13 protein-coding genes and 1 pseudogene are annotated in these 17,437 nt (G+C 45.4%); 10 read left to right on the forward strand and 4 right to left on the reverse strand.

Features of this window, described 5'->3' with window-relative positions:
• The 3 genes from B5F91_RS02070 to bla form a co-directional block, all read right to left on the reverse strand.
• Positions 1 to 1,035 carry an HlyD family secretion protein gene (locus tag B5F91_RS02070; protein ID WP_087427459.1) on the reverse strand — a complete coding sequence of 345 codons (1,035 nt, stop codon included), beginning with the start codon at positions 1,033 to 1,035 and terminating at the stop codon, positions 1 to 3.
• Positions 1,036 to 1,048: 13 nt separating this feature from the next.
• Entirely contained in the window at positions 1,049 to 2,362 is a 1,314-nt protein-coding gene (locus B5F91_RS02075) for a TolC family protein (protein WP_087427460.1), read from the reverse strand.
• 261 nt (positions 2,363 to 2,623) lie between these two features.
• On the reverse strand, positions 2,624 to 3,571 hold the full coding sequence (gene bla, locus B5F91_RS02080) for a class A beta-lactamase, subclass A2 (protein ID WP_087427641.1): 948 nt from the start codon (positions 3,569 to 3,571) through the stop codon (positions 2,624 to 2,626).
• Between the two features lie 332 nt (positions 3,572 to 3,903).
• Between bla and B5F91_RS02085 the strand changes: the two genes are divergently transcribed.
• From B5F91_RS02085 to B5F91_RS02125, 9 genes are all read left to right on the forward strand, one after another.
• Entirely contained in the window at positions 3,904 to 4,788 is an 885-nt protein-coding gene (locus B5F91_RS02085; RefSeq protein WP_087427461.1) for a YitT family protein, read from the forward strand.
• Between the two features lie 29 nt (positions 4,789 to 4,817).
• On the forward strand, positions 4,818 to 5,408 hold the full coding sequence (locus B5F91_RS02090) for a Crp/Fnr family transcriptional regulator (protein WP_087427462.1): 591 nt from the start codon (positions 4,818 to 4,820) through the stop codon (positions 5,406 to 5,408).
• A 12-nt stretch (positions 5,409 to 5,420) separates the two neighbouring features.
• On the forward strand, positions 5,421 to 6,335 hold the full coding sequence (gene miaA, locus B5F91_RS02095; protein ID WP_087427463.1) for a tRNA (adenosine(37)-N6)-dimethylallyltransferase MiaA: 915 nt from the start codon (positions 5,421 to 5,423) through the stop codon (positions 6,333 to 6,335).
• Positions 6,336 to 6,447: 112 nt separating this feature from the next.
• Positions 6,448 to 7,380 carry a YegS/Rv2252/BmrU family lipid kinase gene (locus B5F91_RS02100; RefSeq protein WP_087427464.1) on the forward strand — a complete coding sequence of 311 codons (933 nt, stop codon included), beginning with the start codon at positions 6,448 to 6,450 and terminating at the stop codon, positions 7,378 to 7,380.
• Between the two features lie 16 nt (positions 7,381 to 7,396).
• A complete protein-coding gene (kdsA, locus tag B5F91_RS02105) occupies positions 7,397 to 8,203 on the forward strand; it encodes a 3-deoxy-8-phosphooctulonate synthase (protein ID WP_087427465.1) in 807 nt (268 codons plus the stop codon).
• Positions 8,204 to 8,267: 64 nt separating this feature from the next.
• Positions 8,268 to 9,542 carry a serine--tRNA ligase gene (gene serS / locus B5F91_RS02110; protein WP_087427466.1) on the forward strand — a complete coding sequence of 425 codons (1,275 nt, stop codon included), beginning with the start codon at positions 8,268 to 8,270 and terminating at the stop codon, positions 9,540 to 9,542.
• Between the two features lie 269 nt (positions 9,543 to 9,811).
• Entirely contained in the window at positions 9,812 to 11,755 is a 1,944-nt protein-coding gene (locus B5F91_RS02115; RefSeq protein ID WP_087427467.1) for a glycogen debranching enzyme N-terminal domain-containing protein, read from the forward strand.
• A 15-nt stretch (positions 11,756 to 11,770) separates the two neighbouring features.
• Complete coding sequence (locus tag B5F91_RS02120) at positions 11,771 to 13,045, forward strand: glycosyltransferase family 4 protein (RefSeq protein ID WP_087427468.1); 1,275 nt, start codon at positions 11,771 to 11,773, stop codon at positions 13,043 to 13,045.
• 15 nt (positions 13,046 to 13,060) lie between these two features.
• On the forward strand, positions 13,061 to 14,425 hold the full coding sequence (locus B5F91_RS02125; RefSeq protein WP_087427469.1) for a glycoside hydrolase family 57 protein: 1,365 nt from the start codon (positions 13,061 to 13,063) through the stop codon (positions 14,423 to 14,425).
• A gap of 127 nt (positions 14,426 to 14,552) precedes the next feature.
• Here the strand turns inward: B5F91_RS02125 and B5F91_RS02130 are convergent, their stop codons facing one another.
• Positions 14,553 to 16,811, reverse strand: a complete 2,259-nt coding sequence (locus B5F91_RS02130; protein WP_087427642.1) for a GH92 family glycosyl hydrolase — start codon at positions 16,809 to 16,811, stop codon at positions 14,553 to 14,555.
• Between the two features lie 65 nt (positions 16,812 to 16,876).
• On the opposite strand from B5F91_RS02130, the pseudogene B5F91_RS02135 reads away from it, so the two are divergent.
• A pseudogene (locus B5F91_RS02135) lies at positions 16,877 to 17,410 on the forward strand (SusD/RagB family nutrient-binding outer membrane lipoprotein); the annotation flags it as partial.
• Positions 17,411 to 17,437: the final 27 nt, after the last annotated feature.

The following is a 17,437-nucleotide window of genomic DNA, read 5'->3' on the forward strand; positions in this document are numbered from 1 at the left end:
TCAGTATTCCACTTTACATTCTACATTAAATCCGGCTCTTAGACGGCTCACTTTGTCCGCGCCATTGCCTTGCAGACGGATGCGGATGGGGACTCTTTGCTCCACTTTGACAAAGTTTCCTGTGGCATTGTCTTGCGGTATCAAGGAGAACGCTGCTCCGGTAGCATCGGATATGGATTCCACTACACCTTTATAGGTTATGCCCGGAACGGCATCGGCTGTAAAAGTGACCTCGGCTCCTTCCTTGATATTCGGAAGCTGGGTTTCCCGATAGTTGGCGATGACCCACAAGTCGCCATTGTCCACAATGTCCACCATTGTCTGGCCGGGCTGTACCAACTGCCCTTCGTGGATGTCTTTACGTCCGGTCACACCATCACAGGTAGCGACTATGACCGTATAGGACAGGTTCAGACGAGCCAAATCCACGGCAGCTTGCGCCAAACGGATGGCAGCCTCGTTTTGCCCCAACCGATGCGTCTGTTCTTCTTTGGTCAAGGATGTGGAATGTTTTATGCGAAGTACCCGCTCATACTGCGCATTGATGGCATCGTATGCCGTCTTAATGTTGTCGTATTGCTGACGGGTGACGGCATCTTCTTCCAGTAGTTTTTTATAACGTTGTAATTCACGTTCTGCGTTAGCCCGTTGCACACGGACTTCCTCAATGCTGGCATCGTTGACCGTTAGATTATTTTGCGTAGTGGCTATCCCTGCGCTTGTAACCTGCTGTCCTGCCAGTGCGTTTGCCAAGTCCGCTTCGGCTTGTGCCAAACGCAATCTAAACTCCGCATCTTCAATCACGAGCAACGTGTCGCCCTTGTGTATAGGCTTGTATTCATCGAAATAAATCTTCTTGATGAAACCCTGTACTCGCGTATTGACGGGGGTGATATGTTGTTTTACCTGCGCATTGTCCGTATACTCCACATTCCCTAAATGGATGAAACGTGAACACACGTATGCCATTCCGATAACCAGCAACGCAATAACAACTATGTTGTAAACCAATTTTTTAGTCTTTCTTGTAATCATAATGCTTTTGAGTTTATAAAGTATGTGTGATGTATTTCATCTTATAATAATTATACAGGATATTTATGCGGGCATCCACCAATCCCAAGTCGGCGGTGAGTTTCATGTTGCTGGCATCTAGCATGTCGGTCAGCAACGCCATTTCATTCTTGTAGCGGTTGTCGGTGACATGATAGTTCTCGTCAGCCAGCCTTACGCTGTTCTCCTGTGTCCGCAAGTCGGTAAAGGCGGTCAGGAAGTTCACATATCCTTCCTGCACGGCATTCTCTATTTGCTCTTGCGCCAACTGGCGTTGTTCTTGTGCCTGACGGACATTCAAGCGAGCCTGCTTCAGTTTTCGGTTGTTCTTGAATAAGGAAGAGAGATTGTATTTTACGCCTATCCCTATATACCAATAATTGAAATTGTTGTCCAGCACAGGCACTTCAATGGTGATGGGACCGTCCAAATGCTCTGCTGCCACAATGGATATATGCGGCAGGCGTTCCGCACGTTCCTGTTTTACTTTCTGTTCATTCATTCGGATGGTGGCTTGCGTCTGTTTCAAGACAATATGGTTGGCTTCCGCCAGTTCCTGCCAATCCTCTTCCGTCAAGGTTTGGATTTGTTCCCTTAATAATAAGGAGTCCGGATATATCTCCGTGCTTTCCGGTAGATGCAAGGTGGTCGCCAGTTGATGGTTGGCAATTCTCCGTGCATCCTTAACCCTTGTCAATTGCAGGTTCAGCTGCTCCTTTTGCAATTCATAACGTGTAATGTCGTTTTTCAGGACTGTGCCTTGTTCCCTGCGGGCTTTCATGTTGGCAATGACTTCATCGGTCAGTTCCATGTTCTTTTGCAGTACCTTGATTTGATTGTCCAGTTTGTAGAGGTTCAGGTAATGCCCTACTAACAGGAAACGTATTTCCTGTACATTCTTTTGCAAGTCAAGTTCTGCCAACAGTTTGCCAAGTTCCGCTTGCCTGATGCCACTGCTGATGGCTCCGCCTGCATAGACGACCTGCTGCGCCTCCAATGCGAAGTTGTTGCCAAAATGAGGCATATCGATCGTCATGGCGTTGCCGAAATCCCTGTCCCATAGTTTGCCGTTGCCCCAATAGCTGGCGGAAAGAGACATGTTCACATCCGGTAGCCGTTGCGCCTTGGCCGCTTTAAGGGCTTCCTCGGCGGCTTCCTTTCCCGTCCGGTACGTTTGAATACTTTTGCTCTGCTCGTCGGCAAGACGGAACAGTTCCTCTATGCCCATTTGTCGAGTTTGGGCACACAAACCCTGACTGCATAGGACTGTAATGCACAACAGCCCTATGAGCCTTTTCTTTTTGCTCATAAGTTACTTGGATTATGTTATAATTATCGAATGAATATAGTAATAGGAAAGATGTCAACGGCTAAATCAAAGCCGCTGCACCCCATGCGTGAAAATCGTGAATTTTATTCTTGTAATGTACGATATGTACTTTCATTTTATGTTTGCTATATTCTTGTTTTCGGGTGCGAAATTAAGGAAAAAAGAAATCGAACGTAACCTTTATATATCGCATTTTTTAATTATATTAACTATTTAGTCCTTCTTGTCATTGCGGATGGCTTATCTTTTAAGGTTTTCGTTTCTCAATCGTATGTTTTTATTTATAACCGGATAAAATTGATTTGTGGTAAGATATGCCTGATAAATGAGCGTTGAGATGTCAGCTATGATTCTTTCGGTTTCTTCATAACTGAGTTTGGAATGCTTTACCAGCACGGCTACGGTATATCTTTTCCCGTCGGGAAGCAAGATGAAACCTACATCGTTTATGCCAATCCATTCGCCTTTCTCATTCTGGTCGGAGGTGCCGGTCTTGTGTCCGATGCGGGCATCTGTTCCTTGCAGAGGGGAGGGAAGGCGTGTCTTTCCGGTCTGGCAGGAGAGAAGGGTTTCTTGAATAAAGTGGGTGTATGCCGTATCTATGGGCAATGTCCCGGCAATGAGACTATCCATGAACCGGGCTGCGGAAAGGGGAGTGCTCCAATTCTCGTAGCATCTTTCAGGATTCTGATGCATATCATTTTCGGTTGCGGAAATCGAGAAGCCTTCGATGCCTAATGTTTGAAGGTACTGATTGGCTGATGCGGTTCCTCCGATGTATTCAAACAAGATATCACATGCATTGTTGTCGCTTAGCTGGAGGGTATAGGTGAGCAGTTCGCCTATTGAAAGACTGATGCCACCGTTCGGATATTTATCGCGCAGAGGGCTGTACGTATCGGGGCGCAAGTCTTGTTTTTCTATTCGTATGTGGGTAGAAAGCGGAAGGTCTCGTTGGTCTAGATAATGCGCTACGGCTAATGCCTGGTGGTATTTCATCACACTCATAAGCGGATAATGCGCTTCATTATTAAACGTAAGCGTATCTTTCCCGTTGATGATAACGGCTACGCCGATTTCGGCTTCTGCATTCCCGATAATGTGCTGTATCTGCTCGCGCAAAGCCGGATAGGCTTTTGCAGAGAAAGTGAAAAAAATGGATAGGAGGATAGTCAGATAAGTTTTCATAGGCTTTTTGCTTGTCAAGGATACAAAAATATCTAATTTTTTCGAATCGTAAGGTAGTGATGGCATGAAATTTTGTGTCATGCCATTTTGTCAGCCGGATGCTGACAAATATGCATACGGCTGCATTGCCCGATGAAGCCGTATGCGTTGCCCGATGAAGCCTGCTTCGTGAGCCGTCGAAGCCTGCTTCATATAAGTTTAGATACAGAAACGTAAAACATTGCATGGTTTTTTACAAGTTTTCTTATTTACCTTCCCGAATTTATTCGTTTATTTCACCGATTTTTCCTACTTTTGTAATTCGAAAATTAGAAATAAACTAAAAACGGAAAATGAATCGGATTATGAATTTAAGAACTCAATCCGTATGGAGGGAAGCTAAGGATTATGTGTTTATCGCTTTAGGCATGATGATGTACGGAATTGGGTGGACGGTGTTTTTATTACCGAATGACCTTCCTTCGGGAGCCGTTCCGGGTATCGCCTCTATTATCTATTGGGCGACAGGGTTCCCGGTGCAATACACATATTTGGGGATTAACGGTATGTTGTTGCTATTGGCTTTAAAGATTTTAGGACTCAAGTTCTGCGTGAAAACCATTTGGGCGGTAGCGGTGTTAACTATATTTTTGGAAGTAATCCAACGGATAGCCGGTGACGGACTGATACACGACCAGCCTTTCATGGCATGTGTTTTAGGCGCTTCGTTTTGCGGCGGAGGCATCGGGCTTGCCTTTTCGGCAAACGGAAGTACGGGAGGTACCGATATCATTGCAGCTATCGTAAACAAATACCGCGACATATCGCTGGGGCGGGTCATCCTGATGTGTGATGTGATTATCATTTCGTCCAGTTACCTGGTGCTTCACGATTGGGAACGGGTTGTCTACGGTTATGTAGTGTTGTTCATTACCAGTTTCGTTATCGACCAAGTGGTGAACAGCGCACGCCAATCGGTGCAGTTCTTCATCATTTCAAGTAAGTACGAGGAAATCGGACACCATATTAATAAAGACTTGCACCGGGGCGTGACCTTCATCGATGGCGTGGGATGCTATACGAACAAAGGAGTGAAAATGATGTTTGTACTGGCAAAGAAGCGCGAGTCGAACACGATTTTCCGCCTGATAAAAGACATCGACCCCCATGCGTTCGTATCGCAAAGCGCGGTTATCGGCGTATTCGGCGAAGGGTTCGACCGGATAAAAGTGAAATAAACAGAATAAGAACGTGTTAAAATCAATATATGACAACAACAAGCATTGACATCGCGAGACAAATGGTAAGTGATTATCACTTGCAGGCAGATAAGGAAAGCACGCATGCCCTTGCTGATATTTTGATTTGCAAGAAATATAAGAAGGGTGAAATGATATTGAATGAAGGCGAAGTGTGCAAATGCATGCGCTATGTAGAGAAAGGTATGCTCCGCCAGTATTATTTCAAGTACGAAAAAGACATGACTGAGCACATTTCATACGAAAAAGGTGTGGTGATTTGTCTGGAAAGTTATTTCCGCCAAGAACCTACCCGCCTGATGATAGAGGCATTGGAGCCAAGCGTGATTTGGGAAATTGATAAGGAACAGATAGACAAGCTTGCCGTAGAGCATAGCGTTATCGGCGTGTTGTACCGTAAGATTTTGGAAGATTCTTTAATCGAGTCGCAAATCAAAGCCGATACATTGCGCTTCGAACCAGCCCACGAGCGGTACAATAAGTTGCTTCAGATGCATCCGGAGATATTGAAACGCGCTCCGCTGGTGTACATCGCCTCCTTGCTCCAGATGACGCCGGAGACATTGAGCCGTGTACGTGCGGCAAGCCTGACCAATTAAAGGGAGACTCGAATGGCTTACGACTTGATTACCATATTGGGACCGACCGCATCGGGAAAGACTCCCTTAGCCGCGGAACTGGCATACCGTTTGCATACGGAAATCATCAGCGGGGATAGCCGTCAGGTGTACCGCCGCATGGATTTGGGTACAGGAAAGGACTTAGCGGACTATACAGTTCGTGGCGAGCAGATTCCCTATCACCTGATTGACATCGCGGAACCGGGAACCAAATACAACGTATTCGAGTTCCAGCACGATTTCCTTCGGGCATACGAAGACATCCGAGGGCGAGGCATGATTCCCATACTTTGCGGAGGAACGGGCATGTATCTGGAATCGGTCTTGAAAGGATACAAGCTGCTTCCCGTGCCGGAGAATCCTGAATTGCGCGAAAAGCTTGCAGGAAAGTCTTTGGCAGAGTTGACCGGAATATTGGCTTCCTATAAGACGTTGCATAATTCTACGGATGTGGACACGGCAAAACGTGCGATACGCGCCATTGAAATTGAGGAATATTATCGCACCCAACCCGTTGACGCAAGGGATTTCCCTGAAATCCAAAGCTTGATTATCGGGGTGGACATCGACCGGGAATTGAGACGTGAGAAAATATCGCGCCGGTTAAAGCAACGTTTGGACGAGGGCATGGTGGACGAAGTGCGCAAGCTGATAGAGGAAGGCATTGCGCCCGAAGACCTGATTTATTACGGTTTGGAATATAAATTCCTTACCTTATATATAATAGGAGAACTGAGCTACGAAGAAATGTTCCGCCAACTGGAAATAGCCATCCATCAATTTGCCAAAAGGCAGATGACCTGGTTCAGAGGCATGGAAAGACGCGGATTTACCATTCATTGGATTGACGCGACCTTGCCCATGGAAGAAAAAATAGAGAGAATAATGGAATGGATAAATTGTTAAATTGAACACAGAGACACAAAGACACAAAGGGAAAATCTTTTAATTCTTAATTTTAAATAGAAAAACTCTGTGCCTCGGTGTCTCTGTGTTCCCATAAAAAACGGAAAAGCTTATGGCAATAGAACCTACCCGCTGGGGTGTGATATACAATCCGAAAGCCGGAAGCCGGAAGGCACAAAAGCGTTGGAAAGAAATCCGGGACTACATGGAAAGCCGTGAAGTCCAGTTCGACTATGTGCAATCGGAAGGTTTCGGTTCGGTGGAACGCTTGTCGCGCACCATGGCGAATAATGGCTATCGGACCATCGTAGTGGTAGGAGGAGACGGGGCTTTGAATGATGCCGTAAACGGCATTATGTTTTCGGATGCCGAGAATAAGCAAGACATAGCCTTGGGGATTATTCCGAATGGCATCGGAAACGACTTTGCCAAATATTGGGGACTGGATTCCGATGATTATAAAGGAGCGGTGGATGTACTCATCAACCGCCGCCTGCGGAAAGTGGATGTAGGCGTGTTCGGTTATTTCGACGGGAAAGCTCACGTAAAACGGTATTTCTTAAATGCCGTTTACATTGGCTTGGGTGCCCGTATCGTGATTATCACAAACGAAACCAAGCGTTTTTGGGGTATCCCTCTTTTCTCTTACTTGTCTTCACTTTTCTTGGTGGCATTCGAACGGAAATTATACCGGATGCACTTAAAAGTGAACGATGAACATATCCGGGGACGCCTGATGGCGGTAGCTATCGGAAGTGCGCGCGGATACGGGCTTACCCCCAGTGCGGTGCCTTATAACGGCTGGCTTGATGTTTCCTTGATTTACCGTCCGGAACTTCGCCAGTTGATTCAAGGTTTGTGGATGATGCAACAAGGACGTTTGTTGAACCATAAGACCGTTAAGCCTTACCGCACCCGTATGGTCAAAATCTTGCGGGCACAAAATGCCGAGATAAGCCTGGACGGACGTATTTGGTTCGACCGCCATTTCCCTATAGAGGTGACCATTGCTCCCGAAGCGTTGACATTGATAATACCAAGATAGTATAATTCAAGAAATTATGATACAGACAATAGAAGACCTGACCCGTTCGGACAATTTTTTCTTGTTGGCTGGACCGTGTGTGATAGAAGGCGAAGACATGGCATTGCGTATTGCAGAGCGTGTAGTGAAAATAACCGACCGTTTGCATATACCTTATGTATTTAAAGGTTCGTACCGGAAGGCAAACCGTTCTCGGCTGGATTCGTTTACGGGAATCGGGGATGAGAAGGCTTTGAAGGTGTTGGAAAAAGTGCGCAAGACGTTTGGCGTGCCGGTCGTGACCGATATTCATGCTGCGGCTGAAGCGGATATGGCTGCGGCGTATGTCGATGTGTTGCAAATTCCGGCTTTCTTATGCCGTCAGACCGATTTATTGGTAGCAGCCGCACGGACTGGGAAAATCGTCAATATCAAGAAAGGGCAATTCCTTTCTCCGGCGGCTATGCGTTTTGCGGCAGATAAAGTGGTAGAAGCAGGGAATAGCCAGGTGATGCTTACCGAACGAGGAGTGACTTTCGGTTATCATGACTTGATAGTCGATTACCGGGGCATACCAGAGATGCAATCATTCGGTCATCCGGTAATCCTTGATGTGACCCATTCTTTGCAACAGCCCAATCAGGCTTCTGGAGTGACCGGAGGAATGCCGCAGTTAATTGAAACCATAGCTAAGGCTGGTGTTGCCGTAGGAGTAGACGGCTTGTTTATGGAAACGCACGAGAATCCGGCAGAGGCAAAAAGCGATGGCGCCAATATGCTGAAACTTGACTTGTTGGAAAATTTGCTGGAAAAACTGGTGCGTATCCGCCAAAGTATCTTGTAAGATTCATTGTTTATGTTTCAATAAAAGAATATCTTTGCAGCACGAAATTTAAATAAAGAAAGATATGCTTACAATCAAACAAATTACAGAGGATACCGACAAGGTAATCCGTGGACTGGAGAAAAAGCATTTCGCCAATGCGAAAGAAACAATTGCGAAAGTAATTGAATTGAACAACAAACGCCGCACAGCACAAGGGCAATTAGATACTAACTTGGCAGAAGTCAATGCCACTTCGAAAACAATCGGTCAGTTAATGAAAGAGGGCAAGAAGGAAGAGGCAGAAGCAGCCAAGGCTCGTGTGGCAGAAATCAAGGAAGCTTGCAAAGGGCTTCAGGCTGAAATGGACCAAGCGGCTGAAGATTTGCAGAACTTGCTGTACACCATTCCGAATGTGCCATACGAGGAAGTTCCAGAAGGTGTCAGTGCCGAAGATAACCTTGTAGTAAAAATGGGAGGTATGGAGACTGAACTTCCCAAAGATGCCCTGCCTCATTGGGAACTGGCTAAGAAATACAACCTGATTGATTTCGACTTGGGTGTGAAGATTACCGGTGCCGGTTTTCCGGTTTATCGCGGACAAGGTGCCCGTTTACAACGTGCATTAATCAATTTCTTCCTTGATGAAGCCCGTGCAGCCGGTTATGAGGAAATCATGCCTCCTACGGTAGTGAACGCTGCTTCGGGATACGGTACAGGACAGTTGCCTGATAAGGAAGGACAGATGTATCATTGCAATTTGGACGACCTTTACCTGATTCCGACCGCCGAAGTGCCTGTTACAAATATCTATCGTGATGTGATTCTTGATGAGAAGCAATTGCCTATCAAGAATTGTGCTTATACCGAATGTTTCCGCCGGGAAGCCGGTTCGTATGGGAAAGACGTGCGCGGCTTGAACCGTTTGCATGAATTCTCGAAAGTGGAAATCGTGCGCATTGATACTCCTGAACATTCACGCCAATCTCATCAGGAAATGTTGGATCATGTAGAAGGCCTGTTGAAGAAACTGGAACTTCCGTACCGCATTCTCCGTTTGTGTGGAGGTGATATCAGTTTTACCGCTGCTATCTGTTATGATTTTGAAGTGTATTCGGAAGCACAAAAACGCTGGTTGGAAGTAAGCTCGGTATCTAATTTTGACACTTACCAAGCCAACCGCTTGAAATGCCGTTATCGTACAGCAAATAAGAAAACCGAACTTTGCCATACATTAAACGGTTCGGCACTGGCTTTGCCCCGCATCGTAGCAGCATTGCTTGAAAACAACCAAACACCTGAAGGCATCCGCATTCCGAAAGCGTTGGTTCCGTATTGCGGTTTCGATATGATAAAATAAGGATATATATAATAAGGAGAAAAAGACCGTCCTGCAACTTGAAGCAAAGAGATGCCGGGCGGTCTTTTTATTCGTTTTAGATTAGGAGAACGATTAAAATTGTGATGATTTTGTAAAAACGATGCCCTCAAACGGGCATAAATGTCTTTTTTTATATGAAAATAAAAAAAAAAGAGCAATTTCATTTTGTGTTGTTTATTTAATTATTAATTTTGAGGTGCTAATGAAATAACATATTTTAGAGAATTAATAACCTTAATATAACAGCTATGAGTTATTTACGATTTGACAAAACGCTGATGACGAATCTGGAAGAATCGCTGACTCGTGAAATTCTCCGGACGAATCGTTCTGGTGCGTATCATTGCTCTACGATAGTAGACTGTAACACTCGCAAATACCATGGTCTTTTAGTCATTCCGGTTCCGGAATTGGATGATGAGAACCATGTGTTGCTATCTTCGCTCGATGAAACGGTAATCCAGCATGGAGCAGAGTTTAATTTGGGACTCCATAAATATCATGGAGATAATTTTAGTCCCCGCGGACATAAATACATCCGTGAATTTGAATGCGAGAAAGTGCCTACGACTATTTATCGTGTAGGAGGAGTGGTATTGAAGAAAGAAAAACTGTTCGTTCACCACGAGAACCGGATTTTGATTCGTTATACTTTGCTGGAAGCTCATTCCAGAACCACACTCCGCTTGCGTCCGTATTTAGCTTTCCGTAGCGTACGTCAGTACACTCATGAAAACGCACAGGCAAGCCGTCATTATGATGTTGTGAAAAACGGAATCAAGACTTGTATGTATCCGGGATATCCCGAACTGTTCATGCAGACCAATTGTCCGAATGAATTCCATTTCCAGCCGGATTGGTACAGAGGCATTGAGTATCCGAAAGAACAAGAACGTGGATACGATTTCAATGAAGATTTGTACGTACCGGGCTATTTCGAAATAGAAATCACCAAAGACCAGCCGGTTGTGTTCTCTGGAGGTATTTCTGAAATTGAAACGGCAAATCTGGATCAGCTCTTCTCGGAAGAGGCAGACCGCCGTACTCCACGTGACAATTTCAAGCACTGCTTGATTAATGCCGCTCATCAGTTCTTGAACAAGCAAGGCGATGAATCGTACGTCTTGGCTGGTTATCCGTGGTTTAAATGCCGTGCGCGTGATATGTTTATTTCATTGCCGGGATTGATGCTTGCCGTTAATGAGGTTGATAAGTTTGAAATGGTGATGAATACGGCATCCAAGGCTATCTATGAATTCATGAAAGGGGAGCCTGCTACGTTGAAAGTCTATGAAATGGAACATCCGGATGTGTTGCTATGGGCTGTATGGACTATCCAGCAATATGCGAAAATGGTGTCACGTGATGCGGCACGAAGCAAATATGGAACATTGCTGAAAGACATCATGGCTTATCTGTCTGAAGGGAAACATCCGAACTTGAAAGTTTGTGACAATGGATTGGTATATGCTCAAGGTAGAGATAAAGCCATTACGTGGATGAATGCCACTTCAAATGGACGTCCGGTTACTCCACGTACAGGATACATTGTTGAATTTAATACCTTGTGGTATAACGCATTGATGTTTGTCGGAGAATTGTTGGGTGAAGGAGGCGATACTGAATTTGCAGGAACCCTGACCCAATTGGCAGAAAAGGCTAGTAAGGCATTTGTTGATACATTCTTGAACGAATACGGTTATCTGCTTGATTACGTAGATGGAGACATGATGGATTGGAGCGTGCGCCCGAATATGATATTTGCAGCAGCTTTTGATTATTCTCCGTTGAATGCAAAGCAAAAGAAAGGTGTCGTTGATATTGTAACCAAAGAATTGCTTACCCCGAAAGGTTTACGTTCGTTAAGTCCGAAGAGCGGTGGATATAATCCGAATTATGTAGGTCCTCAGGTTCAACGTGATTATGCTTATCATCAAGGTACTGCCTGGCCGTGGCTGGAAGGATTCTATTTGGAAGCTTATTTGCGCATCTACAAGCGTAGTGCTATTTCCTTCGTAGAACGCCAGATGATTAGTTTCGAAGATGAATTATCACTCCATTGCGTAGGTTCTATTCCTGAATTATTCGATGGAAACCCGCCGTTTAGAGGCAGAGGAGCCATTTCGTTTGCTATGAATGTGGCACAAATATTGAGAACTTTAAATCTGTTAGAAAAATATGATAATCAGTAAAAGGGAGGAAATACTATGAAAGTTTTAATGTTTGGATGGGAATTTCCTCCCCATATCTTGGGAGGTTTAGGTACAGCCAGTTACGGACTTACCAAAGGATTGGCACAACAAGAGGACATGCAGATTACGTTCTGCATCCCTAAGCCATGGGGAGACGAAGACCAAAGCTTCTTGAAAATCATCGGTATGAACAGTGTGCCTATCGTATGGCGTGATGTACAATGGGATTATGTAAAGAATCGTGTGGGCAATTATATGGACCCGCAACTTTATTATGATTTGCGTGACCACATCTATGCTGATTTCAATTATATGCACACCAATGACTTGGGCTGTATGGAATTTTCAGGACGTTATCCGGATAACCTGCATGAGGAAATCAACAATTATTCGATTGTGGCAGGAGTTGTTGCACGCCAACAGGATTTCGACATTATCCATTCACACGACTGGCTGACTTATCCTGCAGGCATCCATGCAAAACAAGTTTCGGGCAAACCATTGGTTATCCACGTGCATGCAACCGATTTCGACCGTAGCCGTGGTAATGTAAATCCGACTGTATATTCGATTGAAAAGAACGGTATGGATCATGCAGATTGCATCATGTGTGTAAGTGAATTGACACGCCAGACGGTTATCAACAAATACTACCAAGACCCGCGTAAGGTATTTACCGTACATAATGCGGTATCTCCGTTGTCGCAGGAAATTCAGGATATTGTGCCTCATAAGAATCCGAAAGAGAAAATCGTTACTTTCTTAGGACGTATCACCATGCAAAAAGGTCCTGAGTACTTTGTTGAAGCAGCGGCTATGGTTCTGAAACGTGCGCATCATGTACGTTTTGTAATGGCTGGTAGCGGCGATATGATGGATGCCATGATTCGTCTGGCTGCAGAAAGAGGCATTGCCGACCGTTTCCACTTCCCCGGCTTCATGAGAGGAAAACAAGTGTACGAGGTGCTGAAAGCCAGTGATGTTTACATCATGCCTTCGGTTTCCGAACCGTTCGGTATTTCTCCGCTGGAAGCAATGCAGTGCAGCGTGCCTACGATTATCTCGAAACAATCGGGTTGTGCGGAAATCTTAAGCAAATGTATTAAAACCGATTATTGGGATATCCATGCTATGGCAGATGCTATCCATGCCATCTGTACTTATCCGGCATTATACGAATACCTCCGCGATGAAGGAAAGAAGGAAGTGGACGGTATTGTATGGGAAAAAGTAGGCGTGAAAATCCGTGGCTTATACGAACAGACTTTAAAAAATTGTGGACAACTATAATTATACAAAATCGATATGAAAACAATCTGTCTTTACTTTGAGATACACCAGATTATACATTTAAAACGTTATCGTTTTTTTGAAATCGGTACAGACCATTATTATTATGATGATTATGCCAATGAGCAGGGTATCAACGATGTTGCCGAACGTTCTTACATTCCGGCATTGACCACCCTGATTGAAATGGCTAAAAATAACGAAGGAGCTTTCAAGGTTGCTTTGTCTATTTCAGGAGTAGCACTCGAGCAATTGGAAATTCATGCGCCTGCCGTTATCGAACTCTTGCAAGAACTGAATGCTACAGGTTGCTGCGAATTTATTTGCGAACCCTATTCTCATGGCTTGTCCGCATTGGCAAATGAAGAGTGCTTCCGCGAAGAAGTAGAAGTGATGCGCAAGAAAATCAAGGATTACTTTGGCCAAGACCCGAAGGTATTCCGCAACTCCAGCTTGATTTACGACAATGAAATTGGAGGCATCGTTGCCAGCATGGGCTTCAAGGGACAATTGATAGAAGGTGCTAAGCACGTTTTGGGATGGAAGAGCCCGCATTACCTCTACCACTGCACCGAGAATCCGAATCTGAAGCTCTTGATGCGCGACTTCAAACTTTCGGACGATATCAGTTTGCGTTTCTCTAATTCAGAATGGAGCGAATACCCGTTGTTTGCCGATACCTATATTGATTGGATTGCATCGCTGCCCGAAAACGAACAAGTCATCAATATTTTCATGGAACTTTCTGCTTTGGGTGTTGCCCAGCCGCTTTCATCCAATATCCTTGAATTCTTGAAGGCATTACCGGGATGTGCAAAACAGAAAGGCATTACATTCTCTACTCCGACTGAAATTGTGACTAAGTTGAAATCAGTTGACATGATGGATGTACCTTATCCGATGTCATGGTCAGATGAAGAAAGAGACATCAGCCCGTGGTTGGGTAATGTGATGCAACGTGAAGCATTCAATAAATTGTATAGTGTAGCAGAACGTGTACATCTTTGTGATGACCGTCGTATCAAGCAAGACTGGTATTATTTGCAAGCAAGTAATAATTTCCGTTTTATGACTACCAAAGATACAGGTGTAGGTCTGAACCGCGGCATTTATGATTCGCCTTACGATGCATTTACGAATTATATGAACATCTTAGGTGATTTCTTGGCACGTGTCAATGCATTGTATCCTGTAGATATGGATAACGAAGAATTAGGCTCTCTGCTTACTACTATCAAGAATCAAGGTGAAGAGCTTGTTCAACTGAATGAGGAAGTTGCTAAGCTTCAAGCCGAATTGAAGAAGGCAGAAGCAAAGAAACCGGCTGCAAAGAAAACTACAACAACTAAGAAAACGACAACTAAGAAGGAAAAAGAATAATTTTCTGTATTAGACGTTGTACGAGGCTATTTCAAAAATGAAGTTGATATTCATATTGAAATAGCCTCGTATTTTTTGTTTCTTCAATGAATAGATAGGGTAGTCTTCATTGTTTGCCTATCTGCTGTCACTTCGTTGGTACAGCGGGCTTTACTTTGAAGGTTAGTGTACCGGCTTTCACCAAGTCGTTGTGGTTGATGCGGTATCCGCATTTCTTGTCTCCCATACGGATGTAGTCGATGAAGCCCCAGTCGGAATTACCTTGTTCGTTCACACGTTCGATGACTAACTTATCTCGTCCGTAGTATTTCGGGTCAAGCTTAATCGTGATCTTGTCGAATGTGGGAGTGGTTAGCGTATATTCGGGTACACCCGGACAGTCGGGATAGAAGCCCATCATGCTGAAGATTGCCCACGATGACATCGTGCCTGTGTCTTCATTGCCCGGCAGACCGTCGGGCTTCGTGGTGAAGTATTTGGCAAGCAGGTCTCTAACCAAAAGCTGCGTGCGGTGTTCTTCGCCCTTGAAGTAACTGAACAGGTAAGGATAGGCGATGTCGGGTTCGTTGGCAGGGTCGTACAGGCCGTTGTCGAACACCATTTGCAGTTTGTCGACAAACTTCTTCTTTCCGCCCATCAGTTTGGCAAGCCCCATTACATCGTGAGGTACGTAGAACGTATAGTTCCAGGCACATCCTTCGTGGAAACCGGGATTCGGTTCGAAGTTAGCCCCTTGTTTGGGGTCGAATGGCGAATAGAAGGTGCCGTCGGGCAGGATAGGACGGAAAGTGCCGAACTCCTTGCAGTAGTAATGCTTGTATCCCATTGAGCGGTCGTAGAACAGCTTGGCGTCGTCTTTCTTGCCAAGCGCTTTGGCAAGGGTGGAAAGCGAATAGTCGGCAATGTAATATTCCAATGCATGCGATACGGAGTTGTCGAATTGTTCGCGCAAGGGGACATAGCCCAGTGAAATGTAATCGTCGTTGTCGGGGCGGAGCAAGTTGTCTTTTCCCGGCGTGTCAGCTCCTTTGCGCATGGCTTCGTAAGCCACATCCATATCGAAGTCGCGCAATCCTTTCATCCATGTGTCTACAATAACGGGAATGGCAGGGTCGCCTTCCATGGTCAAGGTCTCACGTCTGTACAGTTCCCATTTGGGCAGCCAGCCGTGTTCCTTGTACATATCGATCATAGTGTTTATCATGTCCATTTGGCGTTCTGGATAGACTAAGGTCATCAACTGGTGCAAGTTGCGGTAGGTGTCCCATAATGAGAATACGGTGTAACGGTTTCCTTTTGTGGTAAGGATTTGGTCTCCTTCCATTTGCGGATATTCGCCGTTCACGTCTTGCAACAAGTTGGGATGAATCAACGCATGATAGAGTGCGGTGTAGAATACGGTCTTTTGGTCTTTGGTCCCGCCTTCTACCAAGATGCGTCCCAAGTCTTCATTCCAGCGGGTACGGGCTTCGTTGCGGATAGCGTCGAAATGTTGTCCGTGTTGCTCTTTCTCCAAGTTTTCGCGCGCATTCTCAATGCTGACGAATGAAACTCCCATGGCGACTTCAATTTGTTCACCCGCTTCGGTATCGAAAGTGAACCATGCACCGATGTCGTCGCCGGCTATGTCCTTATTGTATTTGGTATAGAGCTTGTATTTGCCTTGGTCGGGATCCCATTCGGCTTCCACGCCTTGCATGGGGCGTTGCTTTTTCCAATAGCCGGCAGCTTTCGGGGTTTGGCTGACGCGCATCACGAAGTAAATGGGGAATACAGCCTGCGGATTGTAACAGAATGTACCCAAGACCTTCATGCCTTCTATCTCTTGGTCGTTGACTCGTCGCATATAGGCACCCGACTCATTGGTCAGTCCTTCGCCTAAGTTGAGCAGGATGTGGCTTTCGCCTTTCGGGAAAGTAAAACGGGTCAGTCCGGTGCGTGGCGTAGCGGTAGCTTCAGCCTGTATGCCATATTTGGTGAGCGAGATGGTGTAATAACCCGGTGTGGCGTTCTCTTTCTCGTATTTGCTTCCGTAGTTGTGATAATCTACATCTAATTTGCCTGTAGTAGGCATCAACAGGAGTGAGCCTAATTCGGGACATCCCACGCCGCTCAGGTTGACGTGCGAAAAACCGGTGAAGAAACTGTTAGTGTATTCGTAGGGGGTAGACCACCAGCGCGCATCCTTGTCGTAGGTATTGTCGGGCGAACCCATTACATTGAATGGTACGACCGACATCATGCCGTTGGGGCAAATGGCTCCGGGATTGCAAGTGCCGAAGTTGGTAGTGCCGATGAACGGGTTCACGTAGTCGGCGGGGGCTTCTTGTGCTGCCAGCGGTGTCAACAGGAATAGGCTGGCTATGCAAGTGAGCAGATGTTTCATGTCTTTCAGGTTTAAGGGTGAGTAAATAGGATAATAATGGAACACAAAGACACAAAGGCACAGAGATAGGTGGTGGTACAGCACAAAGTTATTATGAAGATGGTATCCGTTTGTCATTCGAACAATGGGGCGTAAGTGGCGCTGATACATATATGAGTAATTCCACCTCAACTCCGACAGCATACAATGACCCGACTGGAACGAATAGTTTTGCTACTCCGTTGTCAACTATTACCATTGCATGGGATGAGAATGCTACTACTGAGGTGAAACTTGAACGCATCATTACACAGAAATGGATTGCCAACTGGATGCTTGGAAATGAAGCTTGGGCAGATCATCGTCGTACAGGTTATCCGCGTTTGATGCCGGCTACTGCAAGTGGAAACAAAAGTGGTGGAGCTGTTAACTCGAACGTAGGTGCCAACCGTATCCCGTATCCGACCAATGAGTTTGTCAGCAATAAAGTAAACGCTGATGCTGCTGTAGTTACATTGAACAGTGAATCTTCGCAAGGTTCGGGCAACAATTACACCACTCACGTATGGTGGGATAAGAAGCCGGGAAGAGAAAACATCTATGCCGGTAGTGCCAATTAAAACAATTAACCTAAAATTCAAAGCGAT

The sequence above is a fragment of the Bacteroides sp. An322 genome, from assembly GCF_002161765.1.
GTDB lineage: Bacteria > Bacteroidota > Bacteroidia > Bacteroidales > Bacteroidaceae > Phocaeicola > Phocaeicola merdavium.

Bases quoted from the DNA above. Each gene is read 5' to 3' on its own strand.
- serS (WP_087427466.1), top strand. From the start codon at position 8,268: ATGCTTACAATCAAACAAATTACAGAGGATACCGACAAGGTAATCCGT.
- B5F91_RS02085 (WP_087427461.1), top strand. From the start codon at position 3,904: ATGAATCGGATTATGAATTTAAGAACTCAATCCGTATGGAGGGAAGCT.
- miaA (WP_087427463.1), top strand. From the start codon at position 5,421: ATGGCTTACGACTTGATTACCATATTGGGACCGACCGCATCGGGAAAG.
- kdsA (WP_087427465.1), top strand. From the start codon at position 7,397: ATGATACAGACAATAGAAGACCTGACCCGTTCGGACAATTTTTTCTTG.
- B5F91_RS02115 (WP_087427467.1), top strand. From the start codon at position 9,812: ATGAGTTATTTACGATTTGACAAAACGCTGATGACGAATCTGGAAGAA.
- B5F91_RS02130 (WP_087427642.1), bottom strand. From the start codon at position 16,811: ATGAAACATCTGCTCACTTGCATAGCCAGCCTATTCCTGTTGACACCG.
- B5F91_RS02070 (WP_087427459.1), bottom strand. From the start codon at position 1,035: ATGATTACAAGAAAGACTAAAAAATTGGTTTACAACATAGTTGTTATT.
- B5F91_RS02125 (WP_087427469.1), top strand. From the start codon at position 13,061: ATGAAAACAATCTGTCTTTACTTTGAGATACACCAGATTATACATTTA.
- B5F91_RS02120 (WP_087427468.1), top strand. From the start codon at position 11,771: ATGAAAGTTTTAATGTTTGGATGGGAATTTCCTCCCCATATCTTGGGA.
- bla (WP_087427641.1), bottom strand. From the start codon at position 3,571: ATGAAAACTTATCTGACTATCCTCCTATCCATTTTTTTCACTTTCTCT.
- B5F91_RS02090 (WP_087427462.1), top strand. From the start codon at position 4,818: ATGACAACAACAAGCATTGACATCGCGAGACAAATGGTAAGTGATTAT.
- B5F91_RS02075 (WP_087427460.1), bottom strand. From the start codon at position 2,362: ATGAGCAAAAAGAAAAGGCTCATAGGGCTGTTGTGCATTACAGTCCTA.
- B5F91_RS02100 (WP_087427464.1), top strand. From the start codon at position 6,448: ATGGCAATAGAACCTACCCGCTGGGGTGTGATATACAATCCGAAAGCC.